This window comes from Gordonia iterans, assembly GCF_002993285.1.
In the GTDB taxonomy this organism is placed as follows: domain Bacteria; phylum Actinomycetota; class Actinomycetes; order Mycobacteriales; family Mycobacteriaceae; genus Gordonia; species Gordonia iterans.
Genome location: NZ_CP027433.1, coordinates 3,920,535 through 3,943,989, shown reverse-complemented (window position 1 = coordinate 3,943,989; position 23,455 = coordinate 3,920,535). Strand labels below are relative to the sequence as shown.

Genomic DNA, 23,455 nt, shown 5'->3' with positions numbered 1-23,455 from the left:
ATGCTCGCCGCGTTCTCGCCCGGCAGCGATTTCAAGCGCTACTACCGAGGACGCATGCCCCGACTGGCGTTGTGCGTCATTCTTGTCATGCCGCTCCTTTACGGCGCACTGTATCTCTGGGCGTTCTGGAATCCGTTCGGCGCGGTCGACAAGATTCCGGTCGCGATCGTCAACTCCGACAAGGGCGCCGACGTCGACGGCCAACGCCTCACCGCGGGCAAGGACGTGGTCGACGGCCTGATCGAGTCCAAGCAGCTCGATTTGCACCTGGTCTCGCCCGACGACGCCGCCTCCGGACTGGCCCACGGCAAGTACTACTTCACGATCACCCTGCCCACAGACTTCAGCGAGCGTCTCACCTCGCCGACCAGCGGTGACGCGAAGTCCGCTCCGCTCGTCTTCAGCTACAACGACGCGAACAACTACCTGGCCACGATCATCGGACAGAGCGCCGCCGAGCAGGTGGTCAACATGGTCGGCGCGCAGGTCGGGGCCCAGACCTTCGACGTGGTGTTCGAGCAGCTCGATCCGATGCTGGCCAAGGTCACCGAGGCCGCCGACGGCGCCGGTGAACTCGCCGCAGGTCTGCAGCAGGCCAAGGGCGGTGCCGACGAATTGAACGACGGCGTGCAGCAGCTTGCCGGGGGCGTCATGGAAGCCACCGATCCGCTGCTCAGTGCTGCTCAGCGGCACCAGGGCCAGGGGCCCAGCGCCGCCGAGGTGAATGCCACGGCGGATCGGCTCGGCCGCACGCTGGACCGGATCAATCAGGGGCTGGGCGCGGCGACCACGGTGCAGTCACGGGCATACCAGGCCGTCGTGACGCTCCAGAATCAGCTGCGGCATCATCCCGATCCCACGGTGCGGGCGCTGGCCCCCGCCCTCGATCCGGTGGTGCAGGTGCTCGCCGCGCAGGGTCTGGGGCCGGACTCGCACAGCGATCTGAAGGCGGCGCAGCAGGATTCCGCGCTACTCGCGCAGCAGCTCGACAATCCGAACAGCCCGTTGCGGACGGTGCTGACGCTCTTCTCCTCGGGCGGTCTGGTGACCGATCTGGAGATGGTGCGCGGCGCCGTTACGCAGCTCAGCGACGGCACCGCGCAACTGGCCGACGGCCTCGGCGAACTCAGCACCGGCGCCGATCAGCTCGCCGCCGGTCTTGCCGAAGGTGCCCAGGCACTGCCCGACTGGACTCCGGAGCAGCAGGCGCAGTTGGCGAAGGTCCTGTCCGACCCGGTCACCCTGAGCGAACGGGTCGAGAACGAGGCCCCGAACTTCGGCACCGGCTTCGCGCCCTTCTTCTTCGGACTGGCACTCTTCGTCGGCAGCATCATCGCGTGGATGCTGTTCACCCCGCTGCAGGCGCGCCCGATCGCGCACGGCCTGAACTCGTTCCGGGTGGTGCTCGCGTCGTTCGCACCGACGCTGGCCATCGGCATCCTGCAGGCAGCGATCCTGTATCTGGTGACCGTGTTCGCCGTCGGCCTGCGGCCGGTGTATCCGTGGGCGACGTTCGGATTCATGGTGCTGATGGTCGCCATGTTCATGGCGATGATCCAGATGTTCAACGCGGTGCTCGGGCCGTCGACGGGACGGGTCGTCACCCTTGCGTTCCTGATGGTCATGCTCACCTCGGCCGGCGGCATCTATCCGCCGCAGACCACCGCGAAGCCGTTCCAGTACATCCACTACGTGGATCCGATGACCTACACGGTCAACGGGCTGCGACAGCTGACCGTGGGTGGAATCGATTCGCGCCTGTGGACCTCGATCGCCGTGCTCGTCGCCCTGATCGTCGTCTTCCTCGCCATCTCGATCTGGGCCGCACATCGGAACAGGCAATACAACATGGATCGGCTGTATCCGCCGGTGGAGGTCTGATCTGGACGATTAGCGCGCCGAATCGAGACGCAACAGAGCGCGGCCGGGGGGCCGGAAAGAACCTGAAGAAATCTCTCTACGAATGGAGAACGCAATGGCTGTGAACAACGATCCCATCGAGGTGCCGGTCTTCACTCAGTCCGGAGAAAAGACGTTGCTGCCGCGCAACGAGTTCGCCGACGGTCTGCTGCCTGCGGCGACCGCCTACCAGATCGTTCACGATCAGGCGATGCTCGACGGCAACGCGCGACTGAACCTCGCGACGTTCGTGACCACGTACATGGACAAGGAGGCCAAGCTCCTCTACGCCCAGACCGTCGACAAGAACATGATCGACAAGGACGAGTACCCGGCCACCGCGGCGATCGAAGACCGCTGCTGGCGGATGCTCGGCAACCTCTGGCACGTCCCGAACCCCGAGGACACCATCGGCACGTCGACGATCGGTTCGTCGGAGGCCTGCATGCTCGGCGGGCTCGCCCTCAAGCGCCACTGGCAGGAGAAGCGCAAGGCGGAGGGCAAGTCGATCGAGAAGCCGAACATCGTGCTCTCGACCGCCGTGCAGGTGTGCTGGGAGAAGTTCACGAACTACTTCGAGGTGGAGCCGCGCTGGGTTCCGGTCGACAAGGAGCACCTGTGGCTCGACGGCCACGACCTGGAGAAGTACGTCGATGAGAACACCATCGGCGTCGTGGCGATCATGGGCCAGACTTTCACCGGCGCCTACGAGCCGGTCAAGGAGATCTCGGCCAAGCTCGACGAGATCCAGGAGAAGACTGGCCTGGACGTGAAGATCCACGTCGACGGTGCTTCCGGCGCGTTCATCGCACCCTTCTGCCAGCCGGAGCTCGAGTGGGACTTCCGGGTTCCGCGCGTCGCGTCGATCAGCACCTCGGGCCACAAGTTCGGACTCGTGTACCCGGGCGTCGGCTGGGTGGTCTGGCGCGACAACGAGCGGCTGCCCGACAGCATGGTCTTCCACTGCGCGTATCTCGGCGGCGATCTGCCGACCCTCGCGCTGAACTTCTCGCGCCCGGGCGCGCAGGTGCTGCTGCAGTACTACCAGTTCCTGCGTCTGGGCCGCGAGGGCTACCGCGCCATTCAGCAGAACTGCCTGGACGTCGCCCAGTACCTGTCGAGCGCGATCGCCGAGATGGGGCCGTTCGAACTGGTCACCAAGGGAGACACCATCCCGGTGTTCGCGTGGACGCTGAAGGAAGGCGCCAGCCCGAACTGGACGCTGTACGACCTCGAGGACCGTCTCCGTATGAAGGGATGGCAGGTTCCGGCATACCCGATGGCCGACGACCTGGGCGACATGACGCTGCAGCGCATCGTCGTGCGCAACGGACTCAGCCACGACCTGGCGACCCTTCTGCTGAACGACATGAAGACCGAGGTGGCGTTCCTGGAGAAGCTCGACGGCCCGATGCCGCACGAGGAGCGCACCGCGTCGTTCCACCACTGAGCATCGGCGCACACACGGATTGAGCGGGTTGCCGGGAGAGCGGGGCGTCGTCAGGCAGGCGGCGCCCCGCACTCCCGGGCGGGCACACGGACGCGGGAGGAGCGCGGTGCACGGGAATCATGAGCTGGATCGGGCAGACGAGGCCGTCTTGGGGAGGGCGAGCCGGATTCTGATGCCCACACTGGGAAAGCAGTGCTGGGGATTCATCATCGGCTCGGCGCTGTTCGCGCTGGGGTCGGCGCCCGGCTTCTCCGACTGGGCGGGTGCCAACGCCGCGAACCTGAGCTACTTCATCGGTGCCTGGTTCTTCACCGGCGCCGCACTGGTGCAGTTGGTTCGGAGCGGTCCGATGACGGTCAAGGTGGATTATGCACCTGGCCAGATGTTCCGCGCCGAGTGGCTCGCCGGTTCGACACAGTTCTTCGGGACGCTGCTCTTCAACGTCAGTACCACCGCTGCCCTGATGGCCCGAACCGTGAAGGGCGAGCAACAACTGGTCTGGAATCCGGATGCCGGGGGGTCGGTCGCCTTCCTGATCAGTGGTGGCTTCGTGATTCTGGCGTTCGTGCGGGCGGGCAACTCGTTCTGGGCGGGACGTGAGCCCGACTTCTGGTCCGGCCAGATCAATCTGCTCGGCTGCATCGCCTTCGGCGTGGCCGCGATCGGGTCCTTCATCAACAAGGACGGCAGCGCGGTCGACGCCGGAATGGCGAACTGGGGGACGTTCATCGGTGCACTGTGCTTCCTGATCTCGTCGGCGATCGCATTGCAGTCGATGCCGTGGAACAAGCGCCAGGACATCGGGGGTGCCGAGAAGGTGGGGACGGTGGCCGGAAGCACCAGGCAGAGGCGCGGCGGATCCGCCGACGACGTCGCGAACGGGTAACCCGAACAACACAACAGGGGAGAAGGAGCAGTAACTGTGGGGGCATTGATCGGGGACGAGACAGTGAAGTCGTGGCAGGCACGGCTCAGCCGGATCGCCGGCGACGTCGTGGAGGAACCACCGATACACGGGGCAGGGGCAAGAGCGCCCAGGCTGCGCGGTCCGCAGGCCGGTGCCGGCGGGAACTACGAGCTGTACCGGTACTGTCGGCGGCAGTCGACGCTGACATCCGTGTTCGCCATGCTCGGGAGTCCGGCGCCGGTGTCCACCGGGTGGGCCGATCTCTGGACGGGCGACGAAGTGGTGTTCGGGACCTACCTGAGCCACGGGGCAGGCGGCAGTGCGGATCTCACCGTGCCCTACCGGCCCGGTGACCTCATTCTGACCGGAAGCGCCACCCGTCTCCCTCGCATCGACGACACGCCGTGCGACGCGGTGGGCGTGCTCATTCCGTGGCGGCTGGTGAGCCGCTGGCGCGCGGCGATCGTCGAGAGTCCACGCCCGATCGTGCTGGGCAGCCTGCTGGCCCGATCTGCTGCGGCCTATCTGACGTCGTTCGCGGTGCCGGTCGCGACCGGTCTGGCGCCCGAGTCCGGGGATGCGGAGCTGGCGCTGGTGGAGGTGCTGAACGCCGTGCTCGAGGAGATGGATCGGGAGCACAGCGCGGAGCCGGACAACCCGCTCCTGGTGCGGGCGGCCGTACTCGACCTGATCGAGCGAAAGTACTCGTATCCGGATTTCGGCGTCGACGCGATCGCGTCAGAACTGTACCTGTCGCGGCGCCAGGTCTACCGCTACTTCGAGGGTGACGGCCCGTCGCTGGCCTCCCGGATCGCCGACCGCCGCGCGCGGGCGGCGCTGGACATGCTGCGTGCCGACCCGCGGGTTTCGGTCGGCACGGTGGCGCGGCGGGCCGGATTCGGTTCGGTCGCCACGTTCCGCAAGCGTTTCCGCGAAAAGATGGGAATCGGACCGAGCGAGTACCGGCTGCAGTTGCTCAACGGACGGAACGACGCCGGGGTGGCGCTCTCTGACCTGGAGACAGGCTCGTAGGGTCGGCCACCCCGCACGGGCGCCGGGAGATCAGACTGCGGGCGCGGCCCGCAGCCGCCAGAGCGGGCTGACCGGGCCGTGTCCGGATCCGAGCGGGTAGGCGTCTTCGAGGCAGCGGGTGACCCAGGCCTTGGCGAACGCCACCGCCTCCGGCACGGTGCGTCCGTGCGCGAGCGCCGACGCCGCTGCCGCGGCGAGCGTGTCGCCGGCACCGTGATCGTGCGGGGTGTCCACCCGCGGAGCATCGAAAGCGTAGAACTCGGCGCCGTCGAACAGCAGGTCGGGGCTGCGGTCGCTGCCGCGCAGGTGCCCGCCCTTCACCAGCGCCCATTGCGCCCCGAGCCGGTGGAGTTCGCGGGCCGCGGCCTCCTGGCCGGCCCGGTCGGTCACCTCGATCCCGGTCAGCAGGCGTACCTCGTCGAGATTGGGCGTCACCAGGGTCGCGCGGGGGAACAGGACGTCGACCAGGGTGCCGCGCGCTTCGTCGGCGAGCAGCGAGTCGCCGTGCATCGACGCGCACACGGGATCGACGACCAGGGGAATCAGCGACTCGCCCCGGTCGGCGCCGTGCCCGATCCCGGCTGCGTCGAAGGCGGCCCCGACGGCCTCGATGATCGGGGTGGAGGCCAGCATGCCGGTCTTGCAGGCGTCGGCACCGATGTCGGACGCCACTGCGTCGATCTGCGCGGCGACCACCTCCGGGGTGATCTCCTGAAAACCGGTGACGCCGACGGAGTTCTGTACGGTCACCGCGGTCACGGCCACGCAGCCGTGCACCCCCGTGAGGGCGAAGGTGCGCAGGTCGGCTTCGATGCCGGCGCCGCCGCCGGAGTCCGAGCCGGCGACCGTCAGCACGCGGGCGGGCGGTTCACCGGGGTTCCTTTCGACGGGGCTCAAGGAGCGGGGTTCGGGGCTCGAGGAGCGGGGTTCGGGGCTCGAGGAGCGGAGGTCGGGGCTCGGGGGGCGATGCTCCGCGGTCACGGAGCCGTCCTGTCGACCGCCTCCAGGGGCAGATACACCTCGCCGCCGGAGCGACGGAACTCGACGGACTTGGCCTCCATGTCCGCGCGGAGCTTGGCGTCGATGTCGTCCTGAGTCACCAGGCCGTTCTCCTCCGCGTACGCCCGGACGTCCGCGGAGATCCGCATCGAGCAGAACTTGGGACCGCACATCGAACAGAAGTGTGCGGTCTTCGCGGGTTCCGCCGGAAGCGTCTCGTCGTGGTACTCCCGCGCGGTGTCCGGGTCCAATGCGAGGTTGAACTGGTCGGTCCAGCGGAACTCGAAGCGCGCCTTGGAGAGAGCGTCGTCGCGCTCCTGCGCCCGGGGGTGCCCTTTGGCCAGGTCGGCCGAATGGGCCGCGATCTTGTAGGTGATCACGCCGACCTTCACGTCGTCCCGGTTCGGCAGGCCGAGGTGCTCCTTCGGAGTCACATAGCAGAGCATCGCGGTGCCGGCCTGGGCGATCATCGCCGCGCCGATGGCCGAGGTGATGTGGTCGTAGGCGGGTGCGATGTCGGTGGCCAGCGGTCCGAGCGTGTAGAACGGGGCCTCTTCGCAGAGTTCCTCTTCGAGGCGGACGTTCTCGGCGATCTTGTGCATCGGCACGTGGCCGGGGCCTTCGATCATCACCTGCACGCCGTGCGACTTGGCGATCTTGGTCAGTTCGCCGAGCGTCCTGAGCTCGGCGAACTGGGCGTCGTCGTTCGCGTCGGCGATCGAGCCCGGCCGCAGGCCGTCACCCAGCGAGAACGTGATGTCGTAGCGGGCGAAGATCTCGCAGAGCTCGTCGAAATGCGTGTACAGGAACGACTCGGTGTGGTGGGCCAGGCACCAGGCCGCCATGATCGAGCCGCCCCGCGAGACGATGCCGGTGACGCGCTTGGCGGTCAACGGGACGTAGCGCAGCAGAACGCCGGCGTGGACGGTCATGTAGTCGACGCCCTGCTCGGCCTGTTCGAGGACGGTGTCGCGGTAGATCTCCCAGGTGAGCGCGGCCGGATCACCCTTGACCTTCTCCAGCGCCTGGTACATCGGCACCGTGCCGACCGGCACCGGCGAGTTCCGCATGATCCATTCGCGGGTCAGGTGGATGTCCTTGCCGGTGCTCAGGTCCATGATCGTGTCGGCACCCCACCGGGTGGCCCACACCATCTTCTCCACCTCTTCGGCGATGGAGGAGGTGACGGCTGAGTTTCCGATGTTCGCGTTGACCTTCACCGCGAACGCCTTGCCGATGATCATCGGTTCGGACTCGGGGTGCCGGTGGTTGGCCGGGATCACCGCGCGGCCGGCGGCCACCTCGCTGCGCACCAGTTCGGGGTCGCAGCCCTCGCGGGCGGCGATGAAGCGCATCTCATCGGTGACCAGCCCGGCACGCGCCCACGCCAGCTGGGTGGCGGCGGGGTGGCCGGCCTCGGTGTCGACGGGCTCGGGTCGCCGCCAGGAGGCGCGAGTCGGCGCCAAACCGCGATGGAGGTCGATCTCCGCGTCGTCGTCGGTGTACGGACCCGAGGTGTCGTACAGATCGAGGTGGTCGCCGTTGGTCAGGTGCACGCGACGCTGCGGGATGCGCAGGTGCGCGTCGTGCAGGTAGTGCTTGGTGCTGCCCTCGATCGGACCGCGGGTGACGTCGCCGGACGACATGTCGGAGGTCGAACGGACAGCAGAAGACAGATCGATGCTCAAGAGAAGCTCCCTACGCCGGCATTACCCGGACAGGTTCGTGCGGTCGGCGACCGCCCGTCGCCCTCTCAGCCCTCGGTGTCGTGAGAGCCCCCGTGTGTGTGATGTGCGTTCTCAACCCTAGAGCATTCGCGGGCGCGGCGCGGGGGAGTCGGTGTGCGCCACGCCGCTCCCGACGGAGTGGGGTGTGGTCGCCGCACTATCCGGGACCGGTGAGATGACCGCGGTGATCCGTCCCATACAGTGGTTGTAAGGCTAGACTTACCTGCCTTGAACTGCTTGAATGTCCGTCATGTACGACGATGACAAGACCGACGCGGTACCGGTCCAGCCCGCCGACGGCGCCGGTGCGAGTGAGCCCGGCGCGCCGGACGCCTACCAGGAGTACGAGGAGTACCCGGTCGCGTACAGCGAGGAGCCCGCCGACTATCAGGACGACTCGGCCGTCCCCGGATATGCCGCACCGGTGGATGCTCCGGCCGCGGACGACGACGACGATCAGGCGCGCGGCGGAGTCAACTGGCCCACCGTGCTCGCGGCCGCCGGTGTCGCAGCGATCATCTCGGCGATCGTCCTGGCGATCGGCATGGTCGGTCTGATGATGTCGGATGCCTCGCGCACCAACGGATCTCAGCAGACGCCGACTGTGGTCAACCTCGGAGCCGCGACGCAACCGACGGCACCCGCGGCGCCCGTCGCACCCGCTCCGGCGGCGCCCGCAGACGATCCGGCCGCGCCTGCGCCCGACGTTCCGGCCGCCACCGACGTGCCCGCCGCTCCCGCGGCACCTGCGGCGCCCGCCGCGTCGTCGAGTCCGGCGGCCGGCCAGCCGACTGCGCCCACCCTCGCGCAGTTCCAGCAGGATCTGGCGCTGCTGCGCAGCGGCGCCTCGAACCAGCAGAAGGGGCAGGTGCTCGAGGGCGGTGCGCCCGCCGCTGCCGTGATGACTCGGGTCCTCAACTACGGGAAGCAGTTCGAGCCGATGGGTATGGGCTACAAGCTGGTCGGCCCGGTGCAGCAGAACGGCGCCACCGCGACCGCACGTCTGGAGCTGTACGCGCCCGGCTACCAGTCGAACTACCTGACCATGCGCTTCGTCTGGAAAGACGGGCGCTGGAAGCTGAGCAACAAGTCGGTGTGCGAGCTGGCTGCCTTCGCGCAACTCTCCTGCAATCTGCGTTGAGCCTGCCGACCGGCTCGGGCCGGTGACACCTCCGGCCGGGGGCCGGCGGGCGGCTACGTGGTCTGGGCGGCGCGCTCGAGCTGCGGGCGCATCTGCTCGAGCAGGTACGGAATCGACAGCGGCGTCGGCTGGTTGAGGCCGGTGATCTCGGCGAGCGAGAGATGACTGACGGCACCGTTCTTCACCGAGGTGAGGTTCTTGTACCCCGGCAGCTTCAGCAGCTCGCGCTGCATGGCGTCGTTGCCCGTGGTGATCGCCATAAAATCGGACTCGAGCACGGGGACGTTCTCGGTGGAGATCGGAAAGCGCGGCTGCCGGGTCTTCGCGTACTCGGCGGTGATCCGCGGGGCCACCTTCATGCCGAACTGGCCGAAGAGGACGCCCGCGCCGTCGGTCGGATCGGCCATCACCTGGATCTGATCGCTGGAGAACATGTACGCCAGCGCGTAGGACTTGTCCTTGAGGCCCGGCAGGTCTTTGGTCACCTGGCCGATCTTGCCGTTCACCGACTCGGTGATCTGCTTGGCCTTCTCGTTCTGGTGGGTGATGGTGCCGAACAGGGTCACCAGATCCTGCCACGGATCCACCTGCTTGCCGGTGACGCCCGGAATCGTCGGAGCGATCTCCTTGATCTTGGAATACATCTCCGGTTGTGCCGTCGCCATGTAACCCTCGGCGAGGATCACATCGGGCTTCGCCTTCGCGATCTCGGCGACCAGGCCGTCCATCGAGAGCGAGGTGGACCGTTCCAGCTTGTCGCCCACCCAGGGTGCGGCCTCTTTGGTCAGGACCTGGGTCTGATCCAGATACGCCACCGGAGTCACACCGAAGGCGAGCGCGGTGTCGATCCACTGCGAGCCGAGGGTGACGATGCGCTTGGGAGTGCTGGGAATGACGACCGGTCCCTGCGGGGTGTTCACCTGCACGGGTCCGCCTTCTCCCGAGCCGTCCTCGTCGGGAGCGCTGCAGGCGGTGATCGCGAGGATCAGCGCGGCCAGCAGGGCCAGGAGCGCGGTGAGGCGTCGGATGAAGCTCGGTGTCATGCGAACACCATAACGCAGGCTTACCTTAGTTAATCCAACCTGGCGGTCACGGAAACGGACCACCGCCGGCGTTACGAGATGTCGAGCACGAGGGGCGCGTGGTCGCTGGCGCCGGCCGCGGCACGCGCCTCACGGTCGATGAAGGCATCGTGGACGCGGTCGTCCATCGCGGGGGAGCAGAGTGCGAAGTCGATCCGCATACCCTCGTTCTTGGCGAAGCGTCCGGCCGTGTAGTCCCAGAACGTGTACACGCCGGGCCCCGGCGTGAACGGGGCCGCGCTGTCGACGAAACCTGCGTCCGTGAACTCGGTGAACGCGGCGCGTTCGGGCGCGGTCACGTGGGTCCGGCCCTCGAAATACGCGCGATCCCACACGTCGTCGTCGGTGGGTGCGACGTTCCAGTCGCCGGCGAGCACGATCTGCGCGGCCGGATCGTGGCCCAGCTCCAGCCGGGTCACGCCGGCGAGCCGGTCCAGCCAGTCCAGTTTGTAGCGATAGTGCGGGTCCGCAGGACCGCGCCCGTTGGGGACGTACAGGCTCCATACCCGCACGCCCGCGCAGGTGGCCGAGATCGCGCGGGCCTCCGGGCGTCCGCTTCCCTCCGGCGCGGGCTCACCGTCGAACCCGTGGTGGACATCATCGAGGCCCACTCGCGAGGCGATCGCGACGCCGTTGTAACCGCCGTCGCCGCACATCGCGACGTCGTAGCCTTCGGCGAGGAAACTCATCAGCGGGAACTGGTCGTCTCGGCACTTGGTCTCCTGCAACGCGAGCACGTCGATGGCATGCCGGCTCATCCACGCCACGACCTGCTCGGATCGGGCGCGGATGGAGTTGACGTTCCAGGTGGCCAGTCTCATGCGGCGCCTCCGACTTCGGTGATCCGGGCTCCAGCGGCCGACCAGCGCCGCCGGACGAGATCGAGATCGGTGGCACCGGTCTGCAGCAGCAGGCCGAACGCGACCGGGACCGGCCGATCGGCGCCGTACGCGTCGACCGTCGCGTATTGCTCTCGCCATTCGTCCTGAGCTCGGGCGATCCAAGTGAAGTCGTCGGGGTCGGCGTCGGCGAGGAAGTCCTCACCGTGCGTGACGACGGTGAGGAACCCGGCTGCGCGAGCACCGGTCGCGGTGTGGTGGCGGCCGTCGTCGAGATCGCCGATGCAGTCGTTGAACGAGTCGCCGCCGTGCCAGAAGTAGTTGGGGAAGTCCCACGCCCGGGCGTACTGCGCGTACATGCCGTCCAGCGTGCGCATGGCCGAGCCGTCGAGACGGCGGACGACGATGCCGTGGTCGATGTCCGGCCTCAGATGCGCGGCGACCGGATCGGCGGTCAAGGCGACAGCCGGTCCGCCGGTAGCCGTCGCGCGGAGAAAGGCGTCCAGGTCGACGATCATTGCGAGGGCCCCCTGATCCGGACGAAGCTGCGGTAGTGGTCCAAGGTGTACCAGGCGCTGCCGTCGTCGGCGGTGACGATGCGTTCGGCATCCCGGCCCCGGCCGGGCTTCTTGGGATTGACGTCCCATTCCTGGAAACGGAGCTGCCGCCCGTCTGCTCCGGTGCGCGGCAGCAGTCCCTCGCGATTGCCGAAGGTGCGGCCGCCCTGCGTGCCCGGGGCGTTCGCCGCCGCAGGCCAGCGGTCGGCGTCGATCAGGGCAAGCGTGCGCAGCACCCGCTCGGGGGCCGGTGAGCGCGGCCTCGCGGAGGGTGCGACGCGCACCGAGTGCGACGGCGTGGAGGTCGCGGCCGGAGACGACGGGGACTCGGCCGACGGCGCGAGGTCGACGCTCTGCGAGTGCGGCGGCGAGGCGGCGGGGTCGGCCCGATTCGCGTTCGATCCCGAGCCCAGCCACCAGAGCAGCGCCACGACGACGATCAGCGCCGCCGTGCCGGCGGCCGTCCGCAGTGCGCGCCGGCTCGCGGGTGAGGCCGAGTCAGAGGAGGCGTTCATCGTCGTTCACGGTAAGCGATCAGGCGCCGGCCGCCTGGTCCAGGTCGACGACGGCGAACGTGTGGTGCAGCCGATAGGCGTTCGAGCGCAGCCGCAGCCGTTCGGCGCGGTCGGCGCCGGGCACCTCGGCTGCGTCCCCGGTCGGGTCGACGAGTACCTCGTACTCCGTGCCGGGACCGCTCCCGGTCACGTCGGCGATCCGCAGCAGCCGTTCGGGAACGACGACCCGCGCGGGCAGCCCCCGATCGAGGTACCAGGCAGTGATGGCGGTCAGTGCGGCAGGGCTCGCTCCGAACGCCAGTGGGACGGCGGCGTTCGCACGCGGTGCGTATTCGGCGCCGGGAGCGGAGCGAGCGGGCCGGGTCGATTCGGCGCCGGGAGCGGAGCGAGCGGGCCGGGTCATTTCGGCGGCGGGTGCGGAGCGAGCGGGCCGGGTCACTTCGGCTGCATCCGGGCTCGCGGACAGGATCCAGCCGTCCAGCTCTACCCGTTCTGCGGCGGGCGTCGCCTCGGTCAGGGCACGCTCGAGCGCCCGGATCTCCGAATTGCGCACCGGCGTAGCCGATAGGCGGCGAAGAGAGGTGATCGCTGCGGCCGGGATCCGCTCACGCGCGCCGTCGCGCTCGACGAGCAGTTCGTCGTCGTTCCGCTCGATCAGGAATCCGGTGACATCGGACAGGGCGGGCGAATGGACGAGCGCGGGGTCGGGGGCGGCCGCGTCGCGGCCCGCTCGCTGCGCGCCCGGCGCCGTCCGCCAGTCGGCGGGACCGCCCGCTCCGAGCCGGTAGCGGACCACGATGCGGTCGCCGGGGAGAGGATCCATGCCCGTGCCGCTCGTCAGTCGTCGTGCCCGAACGGATCGGCCACCGACCCGGGCAGCCAGGTGAGTCCCGGTGTGCCCCAGCCGTTGCGCTTGATCGCCTTCTTCGCGGCGCGGGCGTTGCGGCCGACCAGCACGTCGACATACAGGAAGCCGTCGAGGTGACCGGTCTCGTGCTGCAGCATGCGCGCAAAGAAGCCGTGGCCCTCGATCTCGATCGGATTGCCGTCGCGATCGGTGCCCGTCACCTTGGCCCAGTCGGCGCGTCCGGTCGGGAAGCCCTCGCCCGGTACCGAGAGGCAGCCCTCGTCGTTGGTGTCCGGGTCGGGCATGGTCTCCGGGATCTCCGAAGTGGTCAGCACCGGGTTGATCACTTCGCCGCGCCGCCGCTCCGGGCCGTCCGGGCAGTCGTAGACGAACATGCGCAGCCCGTGGCCGACCTGATTCGCCGCGAGGCCGACCCCGTTCGCCGCGTCCATCGTCTCGTACATGTCGTCGAGCAATTGGACGATCTCGGCGGACGGTCGCCCGGCGTCGTCGAGTTCGACCGGGGCGGTCGGCTGATGCAGCACGGGCTCGCCGACGATGCAGATGGGAAGAATCGCCATGAATACAGACTCTACTGCCCGGCTCGCCGGTGAGTCCCCGCGCCGGTGCGGGTCGAGTCGTGATTAGATACTCAGCGAACCACACCGCTGTCATTCACCTCCGTCTGTGAGGCACGACGGCGTACCCGCGACCACGAGGAAGGGATCCACCGGTGTCGAACGGCTCCGCTGCACAGCAGTCGGCCCAGCCCGATCCGCACGAGGTCGGCGCCGATGGCCTGACCCGCCGCGAGCACGACATCCTCGCCTTCGAACGGCAGTGGTGGAAGTACTCCGGCTCCAAAGAGGACGCCATCAAAGAGCTCTTCGGGCTGTCGTCGACCCGCTACTACCAGATCCTCAACGCACTCGTGGACCGCCCGGAGGCGCTCGCCGCCGACCCGATGCTGGTGAAGCGACTGCGCCGGTTGCGGGCCTCGCGGCAGAAGGCGCGCGCGGCCCGCCGCCTGGGTTTCGAGATCACCTGAGAGGCTTGCGCCCCACTCGGCGCGGCCCAGCCGGGCGCGTGGGTTAGAGTTGCCGTGATGAAAGCTGACCGCGAAACCAATCGCCTGCCGCTGCGCGCCGGCGCCATGCTGCTGCTCGCCGTTGCCATCGTGTTCATTGGCCTCGGCTGGCATTCGGCTGCCACCAGCGGCGACGAGTCGGCCCAGGAGAAGCTCAAGCAGGCAGGCCAGAGCGCCCAGACCACCGCTGCCACCAGCGGGACCGACGGCAGCCCTGCGACCTCGTCCCCGAGTTCGGCGCCCTCGTCGGCCGCGGCCGCTGACGGCCCGAAGGTCTGCGTCCTCAACGCCGGTACCGTCACCGGACTGGCGAACGAGGTCTCCGATGCGCTCGCCGAAGCCGGATTCGCGATCGGCACCGCGCCGGGCAACCTCTCGACCAGCAGCGTCACCGAGAACACCGTGTTCTACGGTGAGGGCGAGGAAGAGGCCGCCGAGAAGGTCGCCGAGGCTGTGCCCGGCGGCGCCGAGCCCTACGCGCGGCCCGCGGCGTTCACCCGCTGCCCCGGCGAACTCGCCGTCGTCGTCGTGAGCCGCTGAGCACCGACCGCCACACCTGATCCAGCCCAAGCAAAAACCCTGCCGAAGGAGCCGACATGACCGCCCGCCTCACCTACGGTGTCTCGACCAAGCGTGCCCTCGCTGCGTTCGCCGCCGCCGGCCTGGCCGGAGTGGCCCTGACGGCCTGCACGCCGGACGAGCACCCGACCAGCGAGAAGGGCACCACCCCGCCGGTCGTCACCGGCAACCAGGCGATCCCGGGCGAACTGGTCAATGCCGACGACATCCCGGCCGAGCCGTCCGGTGCAGTGGGCACCTTCACCTTGGTCGACGCCGACGGCAAGGTCGCCGGTGCCGGCAGCTTTGTCCAGACGCGGGGCGGCACCAAGCTGAACGTGCGGGTCACCGGACTGGAGAAGGGGCCGCACAAGGTGGAGATCCGCAACACCAAGGACTGCTTCGGCGGCGGTACCGCCAGCGTGATTCCGGCCGGAAACCTGCCGGGCATCGCGATCAACGACCACGGCGAGGGCTCGGCCAATCAGACGGTCGAGGTTCAGGTCGGCGCGCTGAACGAGAAGACGCTGGTCATCACCTCGTCGGGCAACGCCGGCTCCGCGGACGGCGCCGAGCCCGTCGCCTGCGGCCTGATCACCGCCAACTGATCCCGCGGCCTGGATTCGCACGAGAACACCGGTCTCGCCGTGACGGGGATCGAGCCGATCGAATTCCGGGCGTCGCCGACGCCGACCCTCGGCGTGGAGTGGGAGCTCGCACTGGTCGATCGCGACTCCCGTGATCTGGTCAACGCCGCCGCGCCGCTCTTCGATCTGATCACCGCGCGCGGCATCGGGCGCGCCGATCGCATCCACAAAGAGTTGCTGCGCAACACCGTCGAGCTGGTCACCGGCATCTGCACCACCACCGCCGAGGCGATGGACGACCTGGGACGCACCCTCGGGCAGGTGCGAGTGCTGACCGACGAACTCGGGATCGATCTGTACGGTGCCGGCACCCATCCGTTCGCCGAATGGTCGGCGCAGCAACTGACCGAAGGGCACCGGTACGCCGAGCTCATCGAGCGCACCCAGTGGTGGGGTCGGCAGATGCTGATCTGGGGCGTGCACGTGCACGTGGGCATCGACCATCGCGACAAGGTGCTGCCGATCCTGGACAGCCTGCTGCAGTTCTATCCGCACCTGCTGGCCCTGTCGGCGAGTTCTCCGATGTGGGGCGGCCAGGAGACCGGCTACGCCAGCAACCGCGCCATGATGTTCCAGCAACTGCCCACGGCCGGACTGCCCTTCCAATTCCGGACGTGGCCCGAGTTCGAAGCCTTCGTCCACGACCAGAAGACCACCGGCATCATCGATCACCTGAACGAGATCCGCTGGGACATCCGGCCGTCGCCGCACCTGGGCACCATCGAGGTGCGGGTGTGCGACGGAGTCTCGAACCGCGGGGAGCTCGCGGCCCTGGTGGCCCTGACGCACTGTCTCGTCGTCGATCTCAGCCGTCGCCTGGACGCCGGCGAGGAACTGCCTGAGATGGCGCCCTGGCTGGTGCAAGAAAACAAGTGGCGGGCCGCCCGGTACGGTCTCGACGCGATCATCATCCAGAATTCTGCGTGCGACGAGCGCCTGGTGACCGAAGACCTCGCGGAGCTGCTGGTCCGGCTCCGGCCGGTCGCCGAGGACCTGCAGTGCGCCGAGGAACTGGCCGCGGTCGACGCTATCGTGGAACGGGGAGCGAGCTATCAGCGCCAGCGGGCCGTGCACGCGCGCGCGGGCGACCTGCGCGCCGTCGTCGATTCGGTGGTCGGCGAGCTCGACTGATTTCGAGTCGCTTGTCCGGGGGTGATTTCGACTCGCTGCGCTCGCTCAATCATCGAAGGGGTGCGCTTGGCTCGCTCAATCATCGAAGGGGTGCGCTTGGCTCGCTCAATCATCGAAGGGGTGCGCTTGGCTCGCTCGATCGAAGGGGTGTGCTTGGCTCGTTCGAGCATCGAAGAGGCGCACGCAGCCGTTCGGCGGTCGACTGACTCGTGGTAGTCGGTGGTCGAGCAATCCGTGTGTTCGATGGTTGGGCGAACGGAGTGAGTCGAAATCGGCGATACCGTCGTCGACGATGCCCTTGAACGGTCAGCCGCGGCGGCGTGCCCGTTCCTCGTCCCGGCGCTGGACGCAGAGCTGCGACTCGTCGAGCAGATCCTCGCCGCTGCGCTGCTCGCGGTAGACCAGACGGCCCACACGCTGCGCGATCACGGGCGCGGTGATCAGCATGAACAGTGCGGTGAGCACCAGCATCCCGCCGTCGGGGTTGCCGGCGATCCGGATCAGGACGCCGATCAGGAGCATGCTCAGTCCGAAGGTCTGGGGTTTGGTGGCCGCATGCATCCGGGACAGGGTGTCCGGGAAGCGGACGATCCCGATGGCGGCGGTCAGCGCCAACAGGCTGCCGATCAGGATGAAGGCTGCGGAGACGATGTCGCGGATCATTCGTCGTCCCTCACCCGGAAGCGGGCCACCGCGATGGAGCCGATGAAACTGACCAGCGACAGGGCGACGATGGCCGGAACGATGGTGGTGTCGTAGGTGGCGGCCACCCAGACCGCGAGACCGCAGATGGTCAGCGCGATCAGGGTGTCGATGCCCACGAGCCGGTCCAGGGTGGTCGGCCCGCGCAGGCAGCGGAACAGCGTGAGCAGCACCGCCGACGCGAGCATCACGGTGCTCAGGGTCCAGACGGTAGTCATGGCTTCCACCGCTCCTCTCGGTTCGGGGTGGTCGGATCGGCTTCGGCGACGCGCTGCCGCTCCGAGTACGCAACGTGGTGGTAGTCGTCGTCGATTCCGTGGAACGGACTCGGATGCCATTCGCTGTCGCGCTCGAAGGCTTTGATGAACTGGCGCTCTACATAGGCCATCTGCTTGCGGAACGCGTCCACCTGACGCTGCGTCCGGACGTCGAAGACGTGGACGTACAGCATGCGGTGCACGTGATCGATCTCCACAACCATGGTGCCGGGCACCAGATTCAGGTAGTCGACGGCCAGCGTGAGCACCAGGTCGGACTTGATGGCCACATGCACGCGCACCACACAACCCAGCGGCGGGGGGCCGGGCCGGATCGCCGCCCAGGCGACCTGCGCCGAGGAGATGAAGAAGTTCCAGATCAGGTTCAGCGCCAGGTGAAGCGCGGCGATCGGGTGGATGCGGCCCTCCACAGGGACCCGGGGCAATGGCAGCACCGCCATCACCACGATGCCTACCACCACGCCCATGACGACGTTGCCCCAGGTGATGCTGCCCCACAGGAGTACCCAGACGAAGGTCAGCCAGAACAGACCCCACAGTCGGACGAGGAACTCTCGGAGGTCGCTGCCGAGCCACTTCGGGACTCCGAGGTGATCGTGCAGCCACACGATGGCGATGGTCAGCGGCCAGGCGAAATAGACGACGGACATCCGCCACAGGTTGCCGAAGAATGCCGGGATCGCCCGCTTGCCGACCGGCATGGGCCGTGGTTTGTCCGGGTAGGGGGTGTTGCTCATTCATCGTCTCCCAGCACCGCGCTCACATACGGCCCGCGTTCGAGGATGTCGTGCGCGGCGTCGTCGGTGAAGCCGAAGATCGGGCCGGCCCAGACGGTCAGGGCGATGCCCGCGGCCACCATCGCCGTGGTCGGCAGGACCATCGCGACGGGCATGCGACCGACGTCCTCGCGATCGGCGAGTTCGACGTCGGTGCCCTCCTCGACCAGCGCCGAGGCGGTGCTGTTGGTCATGCCGCCGTCCGGGGCGTCGGCACGCGGCCGCCAGAAGGCCTTGGTCCACACGCGGGCCACCACGTACAGCGTGAGCAGGCTGGTGACCACGCTGCCGGCCACCAGCAGCCAAGCCAGGACCGAGCCGTCCCGGGCGCCGCCCTCGAGCAGCGCCACCTTGCCGATGAAGCCGGAGAACGGGGGAATGCCGCCCAGGTTGAGCGCGGGGATCAGGAACAGCGCCGCCAGCACCGGACTGGCGACCAAGCCGCCGAGCCGCCGCAACGAGGCCGAACCGGCCTGCCGTTCGATCAGGCCGACCACCAGGAACAGGGTCGTCTGCACCAGGATGTGGTGGGCGACGTAGTAGATGGCCGCCGACATCGAGACCGCCGAACCGACGGCGATACCGAAGATCATGTACCCGATGTGGCTCACCAGTGTGAACGACAGCAGGCGCTTGATGTCGGACTGGGCGACCGCGCCCAGGATGCCCACGAGCATGGTCGCCAGTCCGGCGATCATCAGCAGGTTGTCCAGGGAGCCGCCCGGGAACAGCAGGGTGGTGGCGCGGATGATCGCGTACACGCCGACCTTGGTCAGCAGGCCGGCGAACACCGCGGTGACCGGCGCGGGCGCGGTGGGGTACGAGTCGGGCAGCCAGGTGGACAGCGGGAACACTGCAGCCTTGATGCCGAAGGCCACCAGCAGCACCGCGAACAGGGCGTTGCGGGTGCCGTCGGGAACGTCGTCGAGCCGGACCGCCATCTCGGCGAGGTTCAGCGTGCCGGTGGTCGAGTACGCGAACGCGATGCCGGCCAGGAAGATCAGCGACGAGACCATCGAGACCATCACGTACGACGCGCCCGCGCGTACCCGGTCGGCGCTGGCGCCCAGGGTGAGCAGCACGAAGCTGGCCGCGAGGAGCACCTCGAAGGACACGTACAGATTGAACAGGTCGCCGGCGAGGAACGCGTTGCAGACGCCGGCGGTCAGGATCAGATACGAGGGGAGGAAGATCGACACGGGTTGCTGCGTCGTCCCGTCCCGAATACCCTGACCGATCGCGTAGACGACGACGCAGAGCAGCACGAGGGTTGAGACCACCAGCATGAGGGCGGCGAGACGGTCGACCACCAGGGTGATGCCCAGCGGTCCGTTGGGGTAGCCCTTGTCGCCCCAGCCGCCGATCTTCACGGCAAAGGGGCCGTGCCTGCTGGTCAGGTACAGCATCATGGACGATGCGATCAGCGCGGTGCTGATCGCTCCGACCGTCACGGCGCGTTGGAACCGCGGGCTTCGGCCGCGCAGCAGCGTCAGGGCCGCACCGAGCATGGGAACCAGCGTCGGCAAGACGATCAGAACGGAGATCCAAGAGGGTTGGGGGATCACGGCCGGTCCCCCTTCTCGTCGTTCTGGTCGACGTCGTCGGGCCGCGGGCTGCCGTCCGGCGCGATGTCGTGGGCGTCGCCGCGTGTGCTGAGCGGAGTCGAAGGGCCTGTCCTGAGCGGAGTCGAAGGGTCAGGCTGGACTTCGGCGGGCGTGATCTCCGCCTGGGCCTCCTGCGGCGGTTCGCCCTCGGCGTCGTCCTCGTCGTCGTCCTCGTCGGGCATCTCGTCCGGGCTGAACTCCGGAAGACGGTCGATCACCGCGGCGTCCTCGGGCATCAGATCCGTCTCGATCACGTCGCGGTGACGCTGCGCGTACTCCTCGGGCGTCAGCGGGTTGCCGCGATCGTCGAACAGGTCGCCGGCGACGGTGTCCGCGCCCGTCTCCGGGTCGTCGCTGCGGTCGCGGTCCGGGAAGTTCTTGAGCGAGCCCTTGACGATCTTGACATCCTCGGAGTCGTCTTCCAGATCGTCGTCCTTCCGGTTGATGACGAACAGTCGGTAGGTCAGAGCGAGCACGAACGCGGCCACGCCCATCGTGATGACGATCGCGGTCAGGATCATCGCCTGGGCGAGCGGGTCGGCGTCGGTGGACGCGTCCACCGATTCGGCCCCCCGGATCGGCGGATTGCCGGGTCCGCCGGCGAGCGTGATGATCAAGACGTTGATGCTGTTGCCCACCAGCAGCAGTCCCAGCAGCATGCGGACCAGGCTGCGTTCCATCAGCAGGTAGACGCCGGACGCGGCCAGGACGCCGGCGACTACCAGCAGGCCGAGGTTCACGGTCATCGTGCTGCCTCCTCGGCGGGGACGGTGCAGGTGCCCGGCACGTCGGCGACGGTGTCGCGGGCGCTCGGCGCGTCGGCGACGTCGAGCCGGGCGCCGAGACTGCGCAGGACGTCGAGCACCAGGCCGACGACGATCAGGTAGATGCCTGCGTCGAAGAACAGCGCGGTGACCAGGTGGATCTCGCCGAAGACCGGGAGCGTGAGGTCGATGACCGCGGACGAGAGCGCAGGTGCGCCCAGGGCGAGAGAGGTGGCGGCGGTGGTGGCCGAGATCAGCAGCCCGGCGCCGAGGATGGTGCCGGCCTCCACCGGCAGTGCCTCGCCGAGTTCGTAGCGGCCGCCGGCCAGATAGCGGAGCACGAGGGCCAGACCCATCACCAGGCCTCCGGCGAATCCGCCGCCGGGCGCATTGTGGCCCGCGAAGAAGAAGTAGAGCGAGACCACGACCAGGGTCGGGAACACCAGGCGGGTGGTGGCCTCCAGCACCATCGAACGGTGCTTCGGGTTGCCCAGCTCGCTGCCGCGCAGCCAGGTGGTGCGGTCGGGAATCAGGTCGTCCTCGTCCAGCCCGGCTTCGCTGCGGGCGACGTCGGTGACACGCGGGGCGGCGCCGAAGCGGCGGCTGCGGAAGACCATCGAGGCCACGCCGGTCGCCGCGACGATGAGCACCGAGACCTCGCCGAGGGTGTCCCACGCACGGATGTCGACCAGGATCACGTTCACCGTGTTGCCGCCGTGCCCGAATTTGTAGGCGGCCTCGCCCAGATCGACGAACAGCGGCTGCGCGGAGCGGGCGGCGGCGGCGAACAGGCCGACCAGGACCATGGCGGTGCCGAAGGCGATGCCGATCAGTGCACGCAGCGGACGGAAACCCGTCTTGTGCCGCGGTTGCGGTTCGGAGGCCAGCTTGCGCAGCACCAGCACGAAGATCACCAGGGTCAGGCTCTCCACCAGGAACTGGGTCAGCGCCAGATCGGGCGCGCCGTAGATCGCGAACAGCGCACCGCAGCCGTAGCCGGTGATGCCGACGGTCAGGGCTCCGGCCAGGCGGTTGCGCAGCATGGTGGCGGTGATCGCCGCCGCCACCATGACGATGCCGATCACTGCCTGCTCGACGTTGGCGAAACCGTTCAGCTCCAGGTCGGTACGGGCGCCGAGGAACAGGACCGCGACCGGCAGGATCACCGTGGTCGAGAGGATCACGCCCTGGGTGATCGGCAGGGAGCCGCGCTGGGTGTTCCGGGTGACCCACAGCGACAGGGTGTCCGCGCCGCGCAGGATCCGGTCGTAGGCGTGGTCGGCGTTCAGGCGCGGCGGATGGTCGAAGAGGTGATCGCGGATCCGGCGCAGAATCAGGAAGAGCGCGGCGCCGGCCACCACGACGATGATCGAGAACACCACGGGCAGCCCGAATCCGTGCCACATCGCCAGGTGCTCGAGCTCCTCGCCGTAGCCGGGCAGCGTTTCGGCGTAGGGCTCGATGAAGTGGCCGATCCATCCGGCGGCGAAGGCGGTGACCACGCCCAGTACGGCGAGGAGCAGCGACGGGACCTGGAACATGACCGACGGCGGGTGCAGCTGTGCGACGGGCCGGGTGGGCAGGGTGCGCACCTTCCGGCCGAAGGCGCCCCAGAGGAATCGGGTGGTGTAGGCGAAGGTGATGATCGAGCCGAGCAGCAGGACCACGTCCACCAGGTGCGCCAGCCACGGGGCGTAGGCGCCGGTGTCCCACATCGCGCCGAAGGCGGTCTCCTTGCCCACGAAGCCGAAGGTGAACGGCAAACCGGCCATCGAGGCGCCGGCCACGGCGGCGATGCCGGCCAGGAAGGGCAGCCGGTGGCCGAGCCTGGCGAGCCGTCGGATGTCGCGGGTGCCGGTGGAGTGGTCGATGATGCCGACCACCATGAACAGGCTCGCCTTGAACATCGCGTGCGCGATCACCATGGCGATGCCGGCCATCGCCACATTGGCCGCGCCCACGCCGACGAGCACCATCATGAAGCCCAGCTGCGACACGGTGCCGAAGGCCAGAATGAGCTTGAGGTCGAGTTCGCGGAGCGATCGCCAGCCGCCGAGCAGCATGGTGAGCAGGCCCAGGCCGACGACGAGCAACTGCCAGCTGATCTGCTCGTGGAATCCCGGTGCGAGCCGCGCAACCAGGTAGATGCCGGCCTTGACCATGGCCGCGGCGTGCAGATACGCGCTGACCGGGGTGGGGGCGGCCATCGCGCCGGGCAGCCAGAAGTGGAACGGGACGATGGCGGACTTGGTGAGTGCGCCGACCAGGATCAGACCGACTGCGATGGCCGAGTAGACCCCGCCCGGCGGATCGGCGATCAGGTCCGACAGCAGGTAGCTGCCGGTGCGCTCGCCGAGCATGATGATGCCGACCAGCATGGCCAGGCCGCCGAAAGTGGTCACCAGCAGCGCCTGCGTCGCGGCTCGACGCGACGTCGCGCGCACCGCGTAGTAGCCGACCAGCATGAACGACAGAACGGTGGTCGCTTCCCAGAACACGTACAGGACCAGCATGTTGTCGCTGACCACGAGCCCGAACATGGCCGCGGCGAAGGCGACCAGTTCGCCGCCGAACACCTCGACGCGCCGGCGCATCTTGTCGAAGTAGTTGGCGCAGTACACCAGGACCAGTGCGCCGACACCCAGGATCAGCACCGAGAGGATCGCCGACAGCGTGTCCATCCGCAGCACGATGTCCATCTGCAGGCTCGGCACCCACGAGACGGTCTGCGTCATCGGCTGGTCGGCCGGCGGCCAGTTCAGCAAGAGCCAGATCAGGGCGCTCAGCGGCATCAGGGCCAGCACATAGAACCCGCGGGTACCCAGGCCGCGCATGATCGGGGGCGCGAGCAGCGCACCGATACCTAGCGCGATCAGGACCTGGATCAAGAGGCACTCCGTCGATCGAATGGTG

The 23,455-nt window shown here is 68.4% G+C and carries 23 protein-coding genes; 9 read left to right on the top strand and 14 right to left on the bottom strand.

Translation table 11 applies throughout. The annotated features are described in order from the left end of the window. The 4 genes from C6V83_RS17850 (at nt 1) to C6V83_RS17835 (ending at nt 5,288) form a co-directional block, all read left to right on the top strand. Entirely contained in the window at nt 1-1,881 is a 1,881-nt protein-coding gene (locus tag C6V83_RS17850) for a YhgE/Pip domain-containing protein (RefSeq protein ID WP_105944058.1), read from the top strand. A 94-nt stretch (nt 1,882-1,975) separates the two neighbouring features. Then, nucleotides 1,976-3,349, top strand: a complete 1,374-nt coding sequence (locus tag C6V83_RS17845) for a glutamate decarboxylase (protein ID WP_407646214.1) — start codon at nt 1,976-1,978, stop codon at nt 3,347-3,349. A 172-nt stretch (nt 3,350-3,521) separates the two neighbouring features. Next, on the top strand, nt 3,522-4,235 hold the full coding sequence (locus tag C6V83_RS17840) for a hypothetical protein (RefSeq protein WP_234353798.1): 714 nt from the start codon (nt 3,522-3,524) through the stop codon (nt 4,233-4,235). A gap of 36 nt (nt 4,236-4,271) precedes the next feature. Further along, on the top strand, nt 4,272-5,288 hold the full coding sequence (locus C6V83_RS17835; protein WP_159067561.1) for a helix-turn-helix transcriptional regulator: 1,017 nt from the start codon (nt 4,272-4,274) through the stop codon (nt 5,286-5,288). Between the two features lie 30 nt (nt 5,289-5,318). Here the strand turns inward: C6V83_RS17835 and thiD are convergent, their stop codons facing one another. Then, nucleotides 5,319-6,185, bottom strand: coding sequence for a bifunctional hydroxymethylpyrimidine kinase/phosphomethylpyrimidine kinase (gene thiD / locus C6V83_RS17830; protein WP_105943545.1), 867 nt, complete (start codon nt 6,183-6,185; stop codon nt 5,319-5,321). An 80-nt stretch (nt 6,186-6,265) separates the two neighbouring features. Further along, nucleotides 6,266-7,933, bottom strand: a complete 1,668-nt coding sequence (gene thiC, locus C6V83_RS17825) for a phosphomethylpyrimidine synthase ThiC (protein WP_105944057.1) — start codon at nt 7,931-7,933, stop codon at nt 6,266-6,268. A 331-nt stretch (nt 7,934-8,264) separates the two neighbouring features. On the opposite strand from thiC, the gene C6V83_RS17820 reads away from it, so the two are divergent. Continuing rightward, the gene (locus tag C6V83_RS17820; protein ID WP_159067560.1) at nt 8,265-9,155 is read left to right on the top strand and encodes a hypothetical protein; all 891 of its coding nucleotides are present in this window, start codon (nt 8,265-8,267) and stop codon (nt 9,153-9,155) included. Nucleotides 9,156-9,208: 53 nt separating this feature from the next. On the opposite strand, the gene C6V83_RS17815 is transcribed toward C6V83_RS17820, so the two are convergent. From C6V83_RS17815 to C6V83_RS17790, 6 genes are all read right to left on the bottom strand, one after another. Further along, nucleotides 9,209-10,198, bottom strand: coding sequence for an ABC transporter substrate-binding protein (locus tag C6V83_RS17815; RefSeq protein ID WP_105943543.1), 990 nt, complete (start codon nt 10,196-10,198; stop codon nt 9,209-9,211). Between the two features lie 71 nt (nt 10,199-10,269). After that, complete coding sequence (locus tag C6V83_RS17810; RefSeq protein WP_105943542.1) at nt 10,270-11,058, bottom strand: exodeoxyribonuclease III; 789 nt, start codon at nt 11,056-11,058, stop codon at nt 10,270-10,272. Then, on the bottom strand, nt 11,055-11,594 hold the full coding sequence (locus C6V83_RS17805; RefSeq protein WP_105943541.1) for a barstar family protein: 540 nt from the start codon (nt 11,592-11,594) through the stop codon (nt 11,055-11,057). Before C6V83_RS17805 ends, C6V83_RS17810 begins: the two co-directional genes overlap by 4 nt. Then, the gene (locus tag C6V83_RS18590; protein ID WP_199832552.1) at nt 11,591-12,148 is read right to left on the bottom strand and encodes a ribonuclease domain-containing protein; all 558 of its coding nucleotides are present in this window, start codon (nt 12,146-12,148) and stop codon (nt 11,591-11,593) included. Before C6V83_RS18590 ends, C6V83_RS17805 begins: the two co-directional genes overlap by 4 nt. A gap of 19 nt (nt 12,149-12,167) precedes the next feature. Beyond that, a complete protein-coding gene (locus C6V83_RS18430) occupies nt 12,168-12,971 on the bottom strand; it encodes a GNAT family N-acetyltransferase, cg3035/Rv0428c family (protein ID WP_159067559.1) in 804 nt (267 codons plus the stop codon). 14 nt (nt 12,972-12,985) lie between these two features. After that, nucleotides 12,986-13,576, bottom strand: a complete 591-nt coding sequence (locus tag C6V83_RS17790; RefSeq protein ID WP_105943539.1) for a peptide deformylase — start codon at nt 13,574-13,576, stop codon at nt 12,986-12,988. Nucleotides 13,577-13,728: 152 nt separating this feature from the next. On the opposite strand from C6V83_RS17790, the gene C6V83_RS17785 reads away from it, so the two are divergent. Genes C6V83_RS17785 through C6V83_RS17770 form a run of 4 tightly spaced genes read left to right on the top strand, consistent with a single transcriptional unit; the run spans nt 13,729 to nt 16,418 of the window. Next, nucleotides 13,729-14,043, top strand: a complete 315-nt coding sequence (locus C6V83_RS17785; RefSeq protein WP_105943538.1) for a DUF3263 domain-containing protein — start codon at nt 13,729-13,731, stop codon at nt 14,041-14,043. 57 nt (nt 14,044-14,100) lie between these two features. Further along, nucleotides 14,101-14,622 carry a LytR C-terminal domain-containing protein gene (locus C6V83_RS17780; protein WP_105943537.1) on the top strand — a complete coding sequence of 174 codons (522 nt, stop codon included), beginning with the start codon at nt 14,101-14,103 and terminating at the stop codon, nt 14,620-14,622. A 56-nt stretch (nt 14,623-14,678) separates the two neighbouring features. Next, complete coding sequence (locus C6V83_RS17775; protein WP_105943536.1) at nt 14,679-15,248, top strand: hypothetical protein; 570 nt, start codon at nt 14,679-14,681, stop codon at nt 15,246-15,248. Between the two features lie 39 nt (nt 15,249-15,287). Beyond that, on the top strand, nt 15,288-16,418 hold the full coding sequence (locus C6V83_RS17770) for a glutamate--cysteine ligase (protein ID WP_105943535.1): 1,131 nt from the start codon (nt 15,288-15,290) through the stop codon (nt 16,416-16,418). 306 nt (nt 16,419-16,724) lie between these two features. Here the strand turns inward: C6V83_RS17770 and mnhG are convergent, their stop codons facing one another. From mnhG to C6V83_RS17740, 6 genes are read right to left on the bottom strand one after another with little or no spacing between them, the layout of a single operon-like run. Then, on the bottom strand, nt 16,725-17,081 hold the full coding sequence (gene mnhG / locus C6V83_RS17765; RefSeq protein WP_105943534.1) for a monovalent cation/H(+) antiporter subunit G: 357 nt from the start codon (nt 17,079-17,081) through the stop codon (nt 16,725-16,727). After that, complete coding sequence (locus C6V83_RS17760; protein ID WP_105943533.1) at nt 17,078-17,338, bottom strand: monovalent cation/H+ antiporter complex subunit F; 261 nt, start codon at nt 17,336-17,338, stop codon at nt 17,078-17,080. The genes mnhG and C6V83_RS17760 overlap by 4 nt, the downstream gene beginning before the upstream one ends. Next, on the bottom strand, nt 17,335-18,135 hold the full coding sequence (locus tag C6V83_RS17755) for a Na+/H+ antiporter subunit E (protein WP_105943532.1): 801 nt from the start codon (nt 18,133-18,135) through the stop codon (nt 17,335-17,337). The genes C6V83_RS17760 and C6V83_RS17755 overlap by 4 nt, the downstream gene beginning before the upstream one ends. Beyond that, the gene (locus tag C6V83_RS17750) at nt 18,132-19,739 is read right to left on the bottom strand and encodes a Na+/H+ antiporter subunit D (RefSeq protein WP_105943531.1); all 1,608 of its coding nucleotides are present in this window, start codon (nt 19,737-19,739) and stop codon (nt 18,132-18,134) included. The genes C6V83_RS17755 and C6V83_RS17750 overlap by 4 nt, the downstream gene beginning before the upstream one ends. Continuing rightward, nucleotides 19,736-20,524, bottom strand: a complete 789-nt coding sequence (locus C6V83_RS17745; protein ID WP_105943530.1) for a Na(+)/H(+) antiporter subunit C — start codon at nt 20,522-20,524, stop codon at nt 19,736-19,738. The genes C6V83_RS17750 and C6V83_RS17745 overlap by 4 nt, the downstream gene beginning before the upstream one ends. After that, nucleotides 20,521-23,430, bottom strand: coding sequence for a Na+/H+ antiporter subunit A (locus C6V83_RS17740; RefSeq protein ID WP_105943529.1), 2,910 nt, complete (start codon nt 23,428-23,430; stop codon nt 20,521-20,523). Before C6V83_RS17740 ends, C6V83_RS17745 begins: the two co-directional genes overlap by 4 nt. Between the last annotated feature and the right edge of the window lie 25 nt (nt 23,431-23,455).

Coding starts and splice junctions, on each gene's coding strand:
- C6V83_RS17850 (WP_105944058.1), top strand. CDS start 1: ATGCTCGCCGCGTTCTCGCCCGGCAGCGATTTCAAGCGCTACTACCGA.
- C6V83_RS17845 (WP_407646214.1), top strand. CDS start 1,976: ATGGCTGTGAACAACGATCCCATCGAGGTGCCGGTCTTCACTCAGTCC.
- C6V83_RS17840 (WP_234353798.1), top strand. CDS start 3,522: ATGCCCACACTGGGAAAGCAGTGCTGGGGATTCATCATCGGCTCGGCG.
- thiC (WP_105944057.1), bottom strand. CDS start 7,933: ATGTCGTCCGGCGACGTCACCCGCGGTCCGATCGAGGGCAGCACCAAG.
- C6V83_RS17820 (WP_159067560.1), top strand. CDS start 8,265: ATGTACGACGATGACAAGACCGACGCGGTACCGGTCCAGCCCGCCGAC.
- C6V83_RS17815 (WP_105943543.1), bottom strand. CDS start 10,198: ATGACACCGAGCTTCATCCGACGCCTCACCGCGCTCCTGGCCCTGCTG.
- C6V83_RS17810 (WP_105943542.1), bottom strand. CDS start 11,058: ATGAGACTGGCCACCTGGAACGTCAACTCCATCCGCGCCCGATCCGAG.
- C6V83_RS17805 (WP_105943541.1), bottom strand. CDS start 11,594: ATGATCGTCGACCTGGACGCCTTTCTCCGCGCGACGGCTACCGGCGGA.
- C6V83_RS18590 (WP_199832552.1), bottom strand. CDS start 12,148: ATGAACGCCTCCTCTGACTCGGCCTCACCCGCGAGCCGGCGCGCACTG.
- C6V83_RS18430 (WP_159067559.1), bottom strand. CDS start 12,971: ATGGATCCTCTCCCCGGCGACCGCATCGTGGTCCGCTACCGGCTCGGA.
- C6V83_RS17790 (WP_105943539.1), bottom strand. CDS start 13,576: ATGGCGATTCTTCCCATCTGCATCGTCGGCGAGCCCGTGCTGCATCAG.
- C6V83_RS17780 (WP_105943537.1), top strand. CDS start 14,101: ATGAAAGCTGACCGCGAAACCAATCGCCTGCCGCTGCGCGCCGGCGCC.
- C6V83_RS17775 (WP_105943536.1), top strand. CDS start 14,679: ATGACCGCCCGCCTCACCTACGGTGTCTCGACCAAGCGTGCCCTCGCT.
- mnhG (WP_105943534.1), bottom strand. CDS start 17,081: ATGATCCGCGACATCGTCTCCGCAGCCTTCATCCTGATCGGCAGCCTG.
- C6V83_RS17760 (WP_105943533.1), bottom strand. CDS start 17,338: ATGACTACCGTCTGGACCCTGAGCACCGTGATGCTCGCGTCGGCGGTG.
- C6V83_RS17755 (WP_105943532.1), bottom strand. CDS start 18,135: ATGAGCAACACCCCCTACCCGGACAAACCACGGCCCATGCCGGTCGGC.
- C6V83_RS17745 (WP_105943530.1), bottom strand. CDS start 20,524: ATGACCGTGAACCTCGGCCTGCTGGTAGTCGCCGGCGTCCTGGCCGCG.